The organism is Nonomuraea sp. NPDC050022 (assembly GCF_044460705.1).
Taxonomy (GTDB): domain Bacteria; phylum Actinomycetota; class Actinomycetes; order Streptosporangiales; family Streptosporangiaceae; genus Nonomuraea.
Genome location: NZ_JBITKE010000002.1, coordinates 991,759 through 1,005,801 on the forward strand (window position 1 = coordinate 991,759; position 14,043 = coordinate 1,005,801).

10 protein-coding genes are annotated in these 14,043 nt (G+C 67.8%); 3 read left to right on the forward strand and 7 right to left on the reverse strand.

All coding sequences use genetic code 11. From position 1 onward, the window contains the following. Positions 1–31: 31 nt before the first annotated feature. From ACIBO2_RS11075 to ACIBO2_RS11085, 3 genes are all read right to left on the reverse strand, one after another. The gene (locus ACIBO2_RS11075) at positions 32–937 is read right to left on the reverse strand and encodes a DUF4097 family beta strand repeat-containing protein (protein WP_358544342.1); all 906 of its coding nucleotides are present in this window, start codon (positions 935–937) and stop codon (positions 32–34) included. Positions 938–1,005: 68 nt separating this feature from the next. Continuing rightward, entirely contained in the window at positions 1,006–1,548 is a 543-nt protein-coding gene (locus ACIBO2_RS11080; protein WP_397296545.1) for a histidine kinase, read from the reverse strand. Between the two features lie 158 nt (positions 1,549–1,706). Further along, the gene (locus tag ACIBO2_RS11085; RefSeq protein ID WP_397296547.1) at positions 1,707–2,906 is read right to left on the reverse strand and encodes a DUF1266 domain-containing protein; all 1,200 of its coding nucleotides are present in this window, start codon (positions 2,904–2,906) and stop codon (positions 1,707–1,709) included. A gap of 189 nt (positions 2,907–3,095) precedes the next feature. Between ACIBO2_RS11085 and ACIBO2_RS11090 the strand changes: the two genes are divergently transcribed. Next, positions 3,096–4,160: a peptidase gene (locus ACIBO2_RS11090; protein ID WP_358544346.1), complete on the forward strand. Its 1,065-nt coding sequence runs from the start codon at positions 3,096–3,098 to the stop codon at positions 4,158–4,160. A 136-nt stretch (positions 4,161–4,296) separates the two neighbouring features. On the opposite strand, the gene ACIBO2_RS11095 is transcribed toward ACIBO2_RS11090, so the two are convergent. The 4 genes from ACIBO2_RS11095 to ACIBO2_RS11110 form a co-directional block, all read right to left on the reverse strand. Then, entirely contained in the window at positions 4,297–4,785 is a 489-nt protein-coding gene (locus ACIBO2_RS11095) for a hypothetical protein (protein WP_358544348.1), read from the reverse strand. Positions 4,786–5,020: 235 nt separating this feature from the next. Then, positions 5,021–6,655: a GMC oxidoreductase gene (locus ACIBO2_RS11100; protein ID WP_358544350.1), complete on the reverse strand. Its 1,635-nt coding sequence runs from the start codon at positions 6,653–6,655 to the stop codon at positions 5,021–5,023. 75 nt (positions 6,656–6,730) lie between these two features. After that, positions 6,731–7,237 carry a carboxymuconolactone decarboxylase family protein gene (locus ACIBO2_RS11105; RefSeq protein WP_358544351.1) on the reverse strand — a complete coding sequence of 169 codons (507 nt, stop codon included), beginning with the start codon at positions 7,235–7,237 and terminating at the stop codon, positions 6,731–6,733. Then, positions 7,234–8,313 carry a dihydrodipicolinate reductase gene (locus ACIBO2_RS11110; RefSeq protein ID WP_358544352.1) on the reverse strand — a complete coding sequence of 360 codons (1,080 nt, stop codon included), beginning with the start codon at positions 8,311–8,313 and terminating at the stop codon, positions 7,234–7,236. Before ACIBO2_RS11110 ends, ACIBO2_RS11105 begins: the two co-directional genes overlap by 4 nt. Before the next feature lie 669 nt (positions 8,314–8,982). Here ACIBO2_RS11110 and ACIBO2_RS11115 point away from each other — a divergent pair. Both ACIBO2_RS11115 and ACIBO2_RS11120 read left to right on the forward strand, forming a co-directional pair. Then, a complete protein-coding gene (locus ACIBO2_RS11115; protein ID WP_397296550.1) occupies positions 8,983–10,860 on the forward strand; it encodes a DUF1996 domain-containing protein in 1,878 nt (625 codons plus the stop codon). 470 nt (positions 10,861–11,330) lie between these two features. Next, a complete protein-coding gene (locus ACIBO2_RS11120; protein ID WP_358544355.1) occupies positions 11,331–14,042 on the forward strand; it encodes a tetratricopeptide repeat protein in 2,712 nt (903 codons plus the stop codon). Position 14,043: the final 1 nt, after the last annotated feature.

Genomic DNA, 14,043 nt, shown 5'->3' on the forward strand with positions numbered 1-14,043 from the left:
CTTTGGTTTTGTGTCATGAATGGTTCTTGTGTCATGAACGACGGATCACGATGTCGCCGTAGGCGGTGTGGGCGCGTACCTCGACGGTCTTGTCGGCCTGTGCCGGGCCGTCGCAGGCGTCCAGGTCGACGTCGACGGTGCCGTACTGGGAGCTCACATCCAGCCAGGCGGCGCTGCCCTCCCGGATGCCGAGTTCGAGCCGGCCGCCGGCGGTCTCCAGCACGACCGCGCCGGACACCACCTCACCGATCCGGACATTGCCGTAGGCGGTCTTGGCGGCGACGCCGGCCAGGGCGTGGTCGACGATGATGTCGCCGTAGGCGGTGTTCAGCCGCAACTCACCGGTCACCGCGCCGAGGACGAGGTCGCCGTTGGAGGTCTTGACCACCGCCGTGCCGTCGATCTCGCCGACCCGGATGGTGCCGTTGGCGCTGGAGATGTCGGCGTGCCCGACCGACCGGGTCACCGAGATGTCGCCGGAGCCGGTCTTCAGCTGCAGCCGGCCCGCCCGTTCCAGCCGGATGTCGCCGTAGGAGGCGGTGAACTTCACGTCGCCCAGTCGGCCCCTGCAGCGGAAGTCCGCCGTCCCGTTCGCGTCGACGCGCGAGCCGGCCGGCAGGTCGATCGTCACGTCGACCGAACCGTCCCATCCGAGCAGCGAACGGGCCCAGTTCTTCGGCGACTCGACCAGCATGTCGATCGAGCCGCTCCACCCGGACAGCGACGCGGACCGGGGCTTGCCCACTTTCACCAGGAGCCGGCCGCCGGCGTACTCGATCTGGGCCTGCTCGGCGGCCTGCCGGTCGGCGTCGTTGGACTCGTCCCTCGGGCGTACGTCGACGACGGTGTCGGTGCGATCGCTCGCGTTGATCCGGACGTTGGCGGTCGCCAGATCGATGATGGCCACGATGGGCTCGGGGGTGTCGAAGGTTGGCATGGCGTTTCCCTCATGGATTCGACGGCTGGATTCGGCGGTGTTCCGCTTACGCGTGGCTGTGAGCCCGGCTAGCGCACCCAGCCGGTATAGCTCCGAACGGTCTGGGCGCCCCGGTGCCGGCTCCCGTCGCGTTCGAGCGCGGCGGAGACCGCGCGGACCAGCCAGGTGTTGACCGAGAGCCCGTCTCCGGCGGCCGCCTCCTCGATGCGCGGCTTGAGGTGGTCGGGGACGCGAAGCGAGATCCGCGAGGTCCCGCCCTCGTCGGCCCTGACGCCTGCGTCCGCTCTGGCTCCTGCGTCCGCTCTGGCTCCTGGGTCGATCACCCTGGCCGACGCGGTCTCGCCCGCGTCCCCGGACGACTGGCCGACGGGCGGTGACGTCACGACGAAGCCGGGCTCGCGGCCGCGCAGGCGCACCTCCACCGAGCCCGGCGCGAGATCACGGGTGATCTCGTCCGCAGCGGCGGAGAGCGCCTCCAGCAGGGCGAGCCGGGTGGCCGGCTCAAGCGCCGCGGCGAGACGCTCGGCGATCGCGCGGGCGTCGTCGTCGCCCGCTTGGGCGGTGGCCGCGAGTTCGCGGCGGAGGTGATCTACGTACGGCGCGAGGTCCATGACGCAACTATGACGTCATGATGGCGTCATCGCAAGTGCCTTGCGTCGACCGCCGTGATGTCATGGAGACGTCAAAACGCCGAGCGCCGACCGGACGGGCTCTTCAGCCGTCCGCTCGGCGCTCGGTGACCAGCGGCTTCGGGGGTGTCAGGTCGCCTTCATCGTTTGAAGGGGATGTTGAGCCAGGGGCTGTTCGGGTCGGTCGTCAGAATTCGGTGGGCGTTGAGCATCTCCCCGTACCAGTCGCCGAACTCCTCCTCGTCGAAGTGGAGACAGCGGCCCAGGATGTAGGCGGCGGAGAACTCCTCCCAGGAGCGGTAGTTGATCCGGCTGACCGCGCCCGCGCGCAGGACCGCCCTTTCGGCCTCCGCCAGGTCGCAGTAGCGGGCGCCGAGCCCCCAGCGGGCCATCTTCGACGCCCGCCCGTAGTCCCACGCCTCCACCGTGCGTACGAACCCGCCCCCGGGAAGCAGCCCGTCCGCGCGGAATCGCGCCTCGTAGCGGATGATTCGTCCGATGAGCCGCTGCGCTCCGGCGACCTCGGCCTCCGTCTCGGGGTCAGGGGTGGTCGCGTTCTCCGCGGCGCGATGCCGTATGACCCGTGACGTCACCTGACGCCAGTGATCCACCTCGACCGCGCCACCGAAGTCGCGGGCGAGCGTGCCGCGTATCCCCAGCACGAATCCCCAGACCGAGCTGCTCATCCGGCCCTTGAGCAGCTCCTCCTGGGCCTGCTGCCACCCTTCCCGGCTGGTGATCTCCCACCACTCCTCCAGGCGTCTCCGCTCACGGACGTAGCCGGTGCCGTGCCAGCCCATCGCGTTCCAGAGCGAGGCGTTGTTCACGCAGAGCAGCGCCCCGCAGGCCAGGCCGTGAGCGACGTCGCCGTGCAGCGGGCCCCCGACCCACAACGTGCGCAGTTGGTTGCGGCGCGTGCTGGAGATCCGGTCGGCATGCCGGCGCCACGTCTGCCGATGGGCGGCCGTCGCGGGGAAGAACGCCTCACATGGGGTGCCCGGATTGATGGCCAGCCACTCGTCGTCCTGGGGCCAGTCCTGGACCAGCTGTCCCAGGTCGACCTCGAAGAAGACCGGGTCGGGGGCGGGCGCCGGAAGCATCCCCTCGGTGACGAACGCGAGGCTCAGAGGGCTTCCGGGCTGAGGGCCCCAGTACGCGGCGTTGTAGTGAAGCCAGCCCGGCTTGGCGTCGGCCTGAGCGCGCGACATCGCGTGATAGAGGTCCGTGCCCGCGAGAACGTCGAAGTACGCGGCCCAGTCGCCGCGCGTCTTGGCCGCGTACAGGTCACGTTCGACGTCGGTGGGCGCCAGCCATACGGCCTCGGGGGCGGCGGGATTCATGGCATCACATTGTGAAGCACGGCGTCAGGAGGCCTTGACCCGACTCCTCCGCAGGATGGCCGAAATAACCCGCAGTATCACCGCACAATCGCCCAGTAATGCTGCCATACCCGAATGAGCATGACTTGAGGAAGATGGCGGCTTCCATACGTACCTCCTGACGGCAGATTCCGGTTTCGGGAGGTATGTATGCACCGCAGAGTCGCCCTGCTCTCCGCCGTCGCGCTCACCGTGGCAGGCGCCCTGGTCCCAGCGGGCGCCGCCCAGGCCAGGAGCGGGACCGGCCTCGACCCCAGGCCCGTCAGGTGGTCCGCCACGGACTCCTCGTCGGAACGCAGGAACGTCCTGCAGTACTGGACGCAGCAGCGCACACTGGCGGCGCGGCCACTGGATACGCCCACGCCGCGACGTGGTACTCGGTCGAGCGGGCCGACCCAGGGAACCCCGTGGGCGACCCGCGGCGCCTCGGCCACCATCACCCAGCGCACCCCCTGGACCAGCGGCGGCGCGACGCGCGTCCAGACCGCCTCGGCCGCCACCGCCCAGCAGGGAGCCCGGGTGCCCAACAGCCCCGGCCTCCGGTGGACGGACGGCGGCGCCGTCGTACGTACCACCGGACGCGTCTTCTTCACCACCGCCGAAGGCGGCAACGCCTCCTGCTCCGGTACGGCGGTGACCAGCGCCAACGAGAGCGTCGTGATGACCGCCGGGCACTGCGTGAAGATCGACGGTGCGGCCCACCGCAACTGGGTGTTCATCCCGGGCTTCGACAACGGGCGGCGGCCGTTCGGCACCTGGGTGGCCAGCAGGATGCTGACCACCCAGCAGTGGAACGCCAACGAGGACATCAACTTCGACATCGCGGCGGTCGTGGTCGCGCCGCTGCAGGGACGGACGTTGACCGACGTCGTGGGCGGGCAGGGGGTGGCGTTCAACCAGCCGAGGCAGCGGCAGATGTTCTCCTTCGGCTACCCGGCGGCGCCGCCGTTCGACGGCTCCAGGCTCATCTACTGCAGTGGGCGCGCGTTCAACGACACCGTCATGACCCGGGACCAGGGGCTGCGCTGCAACATGACCGGCGGGGCGAGCGGCGGTCCGTGGTTCCAGGGGTTCAACGAGTCCACCGGGCTCGGCTGGCTGAACTCCGTCAACAGCTTCAAGTACGACTTCGCCCCGGACTTCATGTTCGGCCCCTTCTTCGGGAACGAGGCGATGGCCGTCTACCAGGCCGCGCAGAACACCAACGCCACCTGAGACCCCGAAACCGGCCCCCCGGCCCCGCCCGTACCTAACATCTCCAGACGGCGGGGTCGGGCCGCCCAGACGAGCGACCTTTTCCGCCGCGTCCGGACGGGCGACCCTGTCCACCGCGCCCGGACGAGCGGGCTCGTCAATCGCGCGCACGGCGGCGGGCCCAGACGAGTGATCCCCTCTTGGTCACGCGCAACGGGGTGGCCACGCGGAGCGAAGCGTCGTGTGCCGCCGACTCCGACAGGCCGCGGCCCCGCAGGTAGAGGGCGACGGCCGCGCGGTCGGGCAGGCTCACCAGCGGTTCGTCCCAGGGCGTCGCCCCCACCACGTCCAGAACCTCGCCGACGACAGATGTCTCCCGCTGCCGAGAACCGGGACGTCGCCCGCTGGTTCGCCGCGAAACGGCCCGGATCATCGTCATAGTCAGCGGGCAGCGCGTCACCGCGCGATGCGACCATCCCGCCACGATGCCAACCGACCCGAACACTCCGCCACCCGTTTTACAGCGGGTGTCTTCGCCACCCCGGCTCGCCGCCACCACCTCGGACGCCCGCCGCTCCGCCTGCCCTCGCCACCCCACCTCGCCGCCACCACCTCGGACGCCCGCCGCTCCGCCTGCCGTCGCCACCGAAGGGCTTCCTCGTCTGTGATCAGTACAGCCGGCAGGCGCGTCGAGTGGCGCCGGTGGCGGGCGTGTCGGGTGGCGAGGCGGCCACGGCGGGCGTGGTGGCGAAGGCAGCGGCGTGGCGAGGCGCCCGGGTCGTGAGAGCGAGCGTGGAAAGGGGCCGCGGCGGGCAGGCCGCAGCCCCTTCCAGAGCGGCCGATCGACCGACCGCCCGCTCACTCAATCGCTCGCTCGCTCGCTACAAGTCAGTGGCGATGATCTTCTCGATGTTCCGTTCCGCGAGCGCCGTGATGGTGACGAACGGGTTGACGCTGGTGTTGCCGGGGATCAGCGAGCCGTCGATGACGTACAGGCCCGGATACCCGGCCAGCCGTCCGTAGTTGTCGGTGGCCTTGTTCAGGACCGCGCCCCCGAGCGGGTGGTAGGTGAGGTGGTCGCCCCACACCTTGTAGACGCCGAAGAGGTCGGTCCGGTAGATCGTCCCCTCCTTGTCGTTGATCTTGTCGAAGATCGACTTGGCCATGTCGATGGCCGGCTGCTTCCAGGCGGTCTGCCAGTTCAGATCGACCTGACCGGTCGTGGCGTTCCAGGAGAAGCGGGCGCGGTTGGGGTTCTTGGTGATCGACAGGTAGAACGAGGCGAAGGTCTCGATCCCGGTGGGCAGCGGCGCGACCTCGGCGAACGCGCCACCGGCCGCCCAGTTGTCGATGCCGGCACAGGGGATGGTCGACTGGGAGGCGCCGGTCGGGTCCCACAGGTGGTTGGCGCGGCCGCACATGACGTTGCCGTTGTCGCCCCAGCCGTTGCCGACCTCGCTGTTGAGGTTGGGCAGCGCGCCGGTGGCCTTCAGCTTGACCAGCAGCTTGCTGGTGCCGACGCTGCCGGCGGCGAAGAACACCCGGTCCGCGGTCACGGTCTTGGTGGCCGTGGTGTCACCGGTGGTGTTGATCTGCTGGATGACGACCGTGTAGCCGCCACCGGCCGCCGGGGCGACCGAGGTGACCTTGTGCAGCGGCGAGATGGTGACCCGGCCGGTGGCCTTGGCCTGGGCGAGGTAGGTCTTCTGGAGGGACTTCTTGCCGTAGTTGTTGCCGTAGAGGATCTCGCCGGCCAGGGCGGACTTGGTGGCGGTTCCGGCTGCTTCCTGCTCCATGTAGTTCCAGTCGTACACGTCGGGTACGAAGACGAACGGGAAGCCGGACCGCTGCGCGTGCTTACGGCCGACGCGGGCGAACTGGTACCAGTCGGTGGAGTCGAACCAGGCCGAACGGATGGTGCCCACCCCGAGACCGGCGTTGGCCCGCGGGTAGTAGGTGTTGTACATCTCGTCGGCGTTGACCGACGGGAGGATGGCGGCGAAGTTCTCCCGCTTGGGGGTGACCGCCATGCCGCCGTTGACCAGCGACCCGCCGCCGACGCCGCGACCCTGGTAGACGGTGATGCCGCTGAAGTCCTCGGCGTCCAGGACCCCGGTGTAGCGGGAGATGTCCCGGTCGATCGGGAAGCCGAGGAAGTAGTTGAGTGGCGCCTTGGTCCTGGTACGTAACCAGTAGGAGCGGTTGTCCGGGGAGAGCGTGCTGCAGAAGATCTTGCCGTCGGAGCCGGGGGTGTCCCAGGCCATGCCCATCTCGATCATGTGTACGTCGACACCCGCCTGGGCGAGACGCAGTGCCGCCACGGAGCCGCCGTACCCGGTGCCGATCACCAGGGCCTGGACATGGGCCCCGTTGCCGATCGGACCGGCCGCCGCCGGAGCCGCGGCCTGGGCCGCGGTGGGGTGGGCCGCGAGGGCCAGAGCGCCCACGCTTCCGGCGATGAAGCCACGACGCGAGACACCTCTGGAACCGGCCTCGCCCGGGGTGTTGTCACTCATCCGATGTTCCTTACTCTCGGTGGGATGAGAACAGGTTCTTGCTGCAGCTCGCGCCTGGAGAAAGCCTGGAAAGATCTAGCGTGCCCGCCGCGTGGCGGGTGAACGGCCGCTGGGCAGCCGGCACACGGTGTCGAGGCCCAGTACGTGGTTGAGCCGCCCGAAGGCCAGCCAGGACCCGATGCTCATGCTCAGCTCGACGATCTCGAGCTGGCTGTAGTGCGCGGTCATCCGGGTCCAGAACTCGTCGTCGAGGCCGTGGTGGTCCAGTGCGTACCGCTCGGCGTACTCGGCGGCGAGCCGGGTGCGGTCGTCGAAGGCGTCGGTGGTGCGCCACTGGGTCACCGCGTCGGCGAACTCCTCCTCGACCTTCTGCCCGTCCCGCTCGGTACGCCAGTCCAGGCAGAAGGCGCATCCGTTGATCTGCGCGATCCGCAGCCGTGCCGCCTCGAACTCGCGGAGCCCGAGGGTCGTGTGGGCGTACACCGACAGGGAGAAGTGCGAGGCGGCGGTCCCGATGCCGGGCACCATCTCACCCCAGACGTACTCGATCGCGTCCTTTCCCTCGGGGATGTCGAGGTTCATGGCTGTTTCCTCCCGAGTTTGCCGATCGCAGGGCGCAGTGGGACGTCGAGCGCGTCGTAGAGCCCGGGTTCGGCCGCCACGAGCCAGTCGATCGCGCTCACCAGCCGGCCGACCGCGGTGGCGTTGCCGCCCGCGGCCCGGTTGCCGCCCTCGTCGGTGGCCTCGATCGTGACCTCGATGCGCGGGCGGCCCTCGATGATCACCCGGTGCGCCGCGTGGCCGTCGGGCGGCGTCGGCCAGTCCGGCGCGCAGGACGGGTGAATGCGGGTGACGTGCTCGATGACGATGCGGGGCTCGCCCTCGACGATGCCCTGCACCTCGAAGCGCACCGCGCCCTGGGTGCCGGCGTCGAACTCGCCCATCGTCTCCGTACGCACCGTGGCGTCGAGCGGGCGCCGGTCGCGGCTCTCGCGGATCTCGTCGAGTTCGACGCCGAGGGCTCTGGCCATCAGCCGTACCTGGCCGCCCCACACCATGGTCGGGACCGTCGGCGCGATCATCGGCGGCTCGTAGTCCATCGGCTGGCCCATGCCGACCAGGTACCGGACCGAGTCGGGCTGGTCGTAGGTGGAGTAGTCGAAGATCTCCTGGCAGCGGATCACGTCCACGGTGCCGCCGAGTCCGCTGATCAACAGGGGCAGCACGTCGTTGCCCCAGCCCGGGTCGATGCCGGAGACGAACAGCGAGCCGCCACCGTCCGCGATGGCCGCCAGCACCGGCTCCCGCAGCTCCGGCGGGGCGTTGCGCTGGTCATAGAGCGCGTACAACGAGGGGGTGACGACCACGGCGCCGGCCCGGATCGCCCTGATGATGTCGGCGAGCGCCTCGTCGGGGCGGATGTCGCCGGACGCCGCGTAGACGACGGCGCGGGGACCGGCGGCCAGCACCGCCTCGACGTCGTCGGTCGCCGTGACCCCCAGATCATGGTCGAGCCGGGCGAGCGCGCCCGCGTCGCGGCCGACCTTGCCGGGATCGTGGACGAGTACGGCCGTGAGTGTCAGTGCCGGATGAGCCTCGACGGCACGGATGGCCGCACGGCCGACATTGCCGGTGCCCCAGACGATCGTGGACAGCATGAGCGGAGCGTAGCAAGCGCTTGGTTAGGTGCATAGAGCCATCGCGACACCGACCGCGCCCGGCGCCGCCCGGACCTGCTACGTGGAAATGAAGCTTTCATCGGCCGGAATTCGCATTGTCCGGACCGGTGAGAGATCCGCCGATAACACCTTGCATTCTCCGGTGCAAACGCCAGATCGCTGTTCAGCGACCGCCCTGAAGAGATATCCCGCTGAACGATTGAAAGAGCAAATACCCAGGTGGGACGCGCCATCGCGATCAGCTCCAAAGAGGGCGCGAATTTGCTGCCGCATTTCCCAGGACGCTGTGTGACGAGGTGAATCGTCATCGCCATTGCTTGCCGCGACTCTCGTGCCGCTCACACCACCTATGGCCCCCAACCGCCCGCGATCCTGTACGTGAACACCGACGACGGCGAGGTCGTCGCCGTCAAGCCCGAATCGCCGGTCTGACCTGCTACTTCTCCATCCGGGTGAACCATGCTGCCGATGCTCCCGTATCTGATGAAAAGCGGGCTTTCCCGCCCACGTCATCAATCCGGGAGGAGTTCCCGTATGGCGAATGCCTCGGGGAGCAAGCCATTCAGGCCATGGCTGGGAGTCGTTTCCCTAGTCGGAGGTGTCGCCCTCGTTCTGGCGGGTGGCCCATTATCCGGGCAGTCGCGGAACATGGTGAACCTGTCCGCCAGCGCGGACACGATCACCTGCCCGAACGTCGCCGACAAACTGCCGGACATTCCCGCCCAGGCCCAAGCCGAAGTGGACCGCAACCTCAAACTCCTGCAAACCCAGATCAACGAAGCCAACAACCGGCTCATCTCCTCAGCGGGGGAAGGCGGCCCCAACTTCGTACAGAACGCCATCCTCGGCCCCCTGGCCGACAAACGAACAGCCACCATCAACCGGATCGCCACAGCCATCGGACGAGTCGCCGACCGGCCCACCGGGCTGGACGGCCTGGCCACCTGCAAACTCGGCAACGGCGGCGGCGCGACCGCCCCCGCAACCCAGGACCCTGACGCCTCAGAGCCCCCCACCTCACCGCCATCGGACAACGCGACCACACCGCCGTCCGACAATGCGACCACACCCCCCGCCACCGGCGGGAACAAGATCATCTGCCCGGACGTAGCAGGCAAACTTCCCGACATTCCCGCCCAGGCCCAAGCCGAAATCGACCGCAACCTCAAACTCCTGCAAACCCAGATCAACGAAGCCAACAACCGACTCGTCTCCTCAGCAGGGGAAGGCGGCCCCAACTTCGTACAGAACGCCATCCTCGGCCCCCTGGCCGACAAACGAACAGCCACCATCAACCGCATGGCCACAGCCATCGGACGAGTCGCCGACCGGCCCACCGGGCTGGACGGCCTGGCCAAGTGCACGCTCAGCAGCGGCGGCGCCGCGAGCTCGAAGCCGAGCGCGAGCGCGAAGGCGGCGGCCGGGCCGACGGCCGACGACTTCGTCGACATCCAGTCGGTCGACCCCGTGCAGCAGCAGCAGAGGTCCGCTTCCAGCGGCTCCTTCGTCTCCAGGTGCGGCACGCCCCAGGAGGGTCACGCCAACAGCGACAACGTCATCACCGCTCCAGGTGTGGCCAAGGGTGGCCAGCAGCTGAACGACTACGTGGGCAATGTGTCCACTGACGCCTTCTCCACGAACGAGAGCCTGGCCGCCTCGGACACCACCTGCCGCATCCGCGCCGACAGGTCGACGTACTTCTGGCCGACCCTTCGGGTAGGCGGGGCGGACGGCAACGCCGTGCGGCCGTCTCTGGTGCAGTTGCAGTTCCGTGGCAACGCCATGTCGAAGGTCACGGCCGCGCCTCAGTTCCTCAGGCTGATCACCGGCGACGCGCAGGCGGTGAGCGGCGGCAAGCCCAGTGACACCGCCAGTGACGCGCCCAGCGACACTGCCAGTGACGTACCCACTGACCTGCCCACCGATGTGCCCACCGACCTGCCCACTGACGTGCCTACCGACCTGCCCAGCGATACGGCCAGTGACGTGCCGAGCGACCCGCCCACTGACACGGCCAGCGCCAAGGCCAGTGACACCGCCAGCGCCAAGGCCAGTGACACGGCCAGTGCCAAGGCCAGTGACACCGCCAGTGCCGCACCCAGTGACGCGCCAAGTGACGCGGCCAACGCCCGGCCCACGTGGACTTGCACCGGCTTCGCCAACAGGCTGACCGACAAGTATCCGATCTGCCCGTCCGGCAGCGACCTCATGCGCGTCTTCGACATGCCCAGCTGCTGGGACGGCCAGAACCTCGACAGCGCGGACCACCGTACCCACGTCGTCTTCCCCGACGAGAACGGAGCCTGCCCGGCCGACACCCAGGCGGTGCCGCAACTGCGCGTCACGCTCGTCTACGACGACGTGCCCAACACCCAGCCCGACGGTACGAACGTCCCCTTCATGGTGGACAGCGCCCCCAGCGAAGGGAACAGCCCGAACACCGACCACGCGGGTGCCATCGCGCTGATGTCGAAGCAGCTCATGAACAACGTCGTGCGATGCATCAACAGCGGCAGGAGGTGCTGACAACCGGAAGGAACCGCTGACAGCCGGAAGGAGGAACGCGCGAAAGGGCCACCCGAGAACCCCCTCGGGTGGCCCTTTGGCGATCAGCGGCCGCTACTGACCGCGTGGTACTGCAGATCCTGCACCACAGGGGCGGGCCACCACAGTCCAGGGGGAGGTGACGGCGGCCGAGCGGGCCGACGTGGAGCAGGACCGGCGCCGCCCACGTGTCCCTCGACGCGAGACAGGTCAGCATGACCAACCATAAATACATTTAAGAGCCACGCACGGCTGCTTTTGATCAACAAATCGCGCTGATCGCTTACCTGCGATGTGCGCAAAGCGGGCACAGCGCTATGAAGCGCACATCCTTCGCGTTCAACGGAGCGCGGTGTCCGTCAAAAGGTTGCCGGTGTTCTGCGCGAAGTTTCCGTCTAGACTAAGCGAGCGGCTGCATAATTTAGGGCTTCCCCTCATGCCGGGAGGCGAGCGTGACAACGCCCGTAACACTCAACGAGGCCCTGGCGGCGAGCACTGCGCCGATACGGCTGCTCTTGGTCACGCCGTCGCCTATCAACGACCCTGGGCGGCTTCACCCGGAAACCGAGCTTGCGCACGTCACTGCCGCGATGGAGGAAGCGGGGGCGGAAGTGGACATCCTCCGCCTAACGCCGCCGACCATCAGTAACCTTAGGCGCGCGCTTGCCACTGATAAGTTCGACATTGTTCACGTGGCCGCTCATAGTGGTGGCGGAATCGAGTTCGAAGACCGTGACGGCACGGCGATCTTGGTGGGAGAAGACGAGTTCGCCGACGCGTTTCCCAACCGTCAGCAGTGTCTGCTCGTCCTGAACGGATGCTCGACCGAGAGCCTCGCCGACCGGCTGGCGCTCGCCAATCGCAACCTGACCACCATCTCCGTGGCCGGCAGCATCAGCAGGCGTGATGCCCTGCGCGCCATCGAGGAAATCTACGGACTCCTTTTCACCAGGACCCCGCTCAGCCAGGTGGTCAACAGCGCCTCGCAAGCCGTGCTTCGCCGCATTCCCCTGAGAAATACGGCGGATCCCATCCGAGTCCGCGGGCCACGAGAAAGCACGCCCGCGTTCGACGCCATGCCGACCAGCGGACGCCCCAGCTATTTCGCCTGCAATCCGCCGGCGAATGTGCCGACGCAGCACCGCGCGGTCGTCGATCGAGCCGACGAACTGCTCGCCCTCTATCACCGGCTCTTCGACGAAGACCGAGGAAGTCCTTACATAGGTCTTGTCGGCATCACCGGAAACGGAAAGACGACCATAGTACAGACAATGGCCAATCGCTACGGTTGGCGATTTCGTGGCGGCATCGGTTACTTCTCGCTACGGGGCAGCTTCGCGGCATCCGATCTCGCCGAGGTATTGGGCTGGCCGAAAGGGGAAGGCACCATGCGGCCCGAAGAGGTCGCCATGCGACTCTCGCGCGGCCGTTTCCTCCTCATCTTCGATGACATCGATGAAGCGCCCGAATCCGTCCTCGCGGAGGTCATAGCGCTGCTGAGCTCATGGGACACCAGCCTCGGCGGACGTGCCGTGCTCATTTCCTACTCCTATCGCGCCGAGCTGCAGAGCATCATCGGTGCGAATTGGATCACCGTGACAGGTTTGCCCCAGGACGCGTCCCGCGAACTCATGGTCGCCTGTCTGGGCGGAACCGAGAGGGCGCGGAGGCTGGTGGGCGCGGATGAGCACGTAGCCGAAGCCTCTCGGCTGTGTTTCGGGCATCCGAAGACCATCGAGTACACAGCGTCTCTCCTGCAGCTCGGACAACGCTGGACGGAGATGCGGGACGATCTCCTGAGGCTGAGCGGCGGCGGGCCACTCGCGGTCAACAGCGAGATGCTCGGCAGAGTGATCACTCTTCTGGAGGAGCGCACTCCCGCCGTGCGCGACCTCCTCGACGCCTGGGCCGTCTTCGAGGACGGAGCCGAGGAGTCAGCATGGCGGCATGTGGCGATGGGCGGCCGTGAGCTCACCCCCACCACGAGATCCCGGCTCGACGCGGCGCTCAACGAGCTTCATGGCGCCGCGTTGATCGACCGCCACGACCAGCCGGGAGGCGGCACACGCTGCGTCATGCATTCGCTCCTTGTCGCCCATCTGCGACGCCGGCACGCGGGGCTGTCCCAGGAGAAGATGAGCGACCTCGTAAGATCACAACTCGCCCAACAGCTGGAATTGGCGAACGAGGGCAACTATCCCGCCGACGAGTCGGGCAACATCCGCAGAGCGCTGCGCGTCGCCGAAGATCTGGGGCTCTGGCGAGACATCCTGAGCTACTGCGAAACGGTGGTGGGCCACCGGGACCTCCCGCTGATCCGCCGGGGACCGTGGCCCTTGGCGCTCGACCTGCTTGACGCCGCCGTCCGGTCCGCGTCCCAGTCCGGTGATCAGATACGTCAGGCGGCTTTCCTCATCGTCCGTGGCTTGGTGGAATATCGGCTCGCCGCCTTCACGAACGCGGAAGACGCCTACGGACAGGCCGCGTACTTGGCGATGGAGGCGGACGCCCGCGGTCTATGGCTGCAGGCACTTCGCGGGGTAGGCCAAGTGCATTACCGGATGGGCGATTTCGATCAGGCGGAGACCGTCTATCGGGATGCGCGCCGGCTGGCCGACGACGAAGAGGCGATCTCTGACATCGATCATCAGATCGCCAAGATTCTTTATCGCAAGGACCGGCTGGATGAGGCGCAGGAGCTGCTGACCCGCGTATACGAGAGCCGACGCCGCGCCGGTCGTGACGGAGCCCTGGCCAAAACCATCCATGAGCGGGCGCGAATAGAACACGCCGCGCGCCGGACCGACTCCGCCCGGACTCTGTATGAGGAGGCGCTGCTCCTGGAGCAGTTGGTCGGAGATCCGGTGATGGAGCAGGCGACCCTGTTCCAGATGGCCAAACTCGCTCTTGAGACCGGTCAGACCGCGGACGCGGAAAGGCTGTTCATGGAGAGCCGGCAGATCTCCGAGACGCTCGGGGATCAGGTGTGGCTGGTACACGCTCAGTTCGGCCAAGCGCTCCTCGCCTGGGCCAACAGCGCTCGCGAAAGCGCCCGAGACAAAGCGCAGAGCGCTCTGACGGAGAGCCGTGTCCTGCGGATCGGACTTACCACGGAGATCCAGAATTGGCTGGAAACCCATGAAGAAACGGAAAACAATGCCTGAT

Coding starts and splice junctions, on each gene's coding strand:
- ACIBO2_RS11075 (WP_358544342.1), bottom strand. CDS start 937: ATGCCAACCTTCGACACCCCCGAGCCCATCGTGGCCATCATCGATCTG.
- ACIBO2_RS11080 (WP_397296545.1), bottom strand. CDS start 1,548: ATGGACCTCGCGCCGTACGTAGATCACCTCCGCCGCGAACTCGCGGCC.
- ACIBO2_RS11085 (WP_397296547.1), bottom strand. CDS start 2,906: ATGAATCCCGCCGCCCCCGAGGCCGTATGGCTGGCGCCCACCGACGTC.
- ACIBO2_RS11090 (WP_358544346.1), top strand. CDS start 3,096: ATGCACCGCAGAGTCGCCCTGCTCTCCGCCGTCGCGCTCACCGTGGCA.
- ACIBO2_RS11100 (WP_358544350.1), bottom strand. CDS start 6,655: ATGAGTGACAACACCCCGGGCGAGGCCGGTTCCAGAGGTGTCTCGCGT.
- ACIBO2_RS11105 (WP_358544351.1), bottom strand. CDS start 7,237: ATGAACCTCGACATCCCCGAGGGAAAGGACGCGATCGAGTACGTCTGG.
- ACIBO2_RS11110 (WP_358544352.1), bottom strand. CDS start 8,313: ATGCTGTCCACGATCGTCTGGGGCACCGGCAATGTCGGCCGTGCGGCC.
- ACIBO2_RS11115 (WP_397296550.1), top strand. CDS start 8,983: ATGGTGAACCTGTCCGCCAGCGCGGACACGATCACCTGCCCGAACGTC.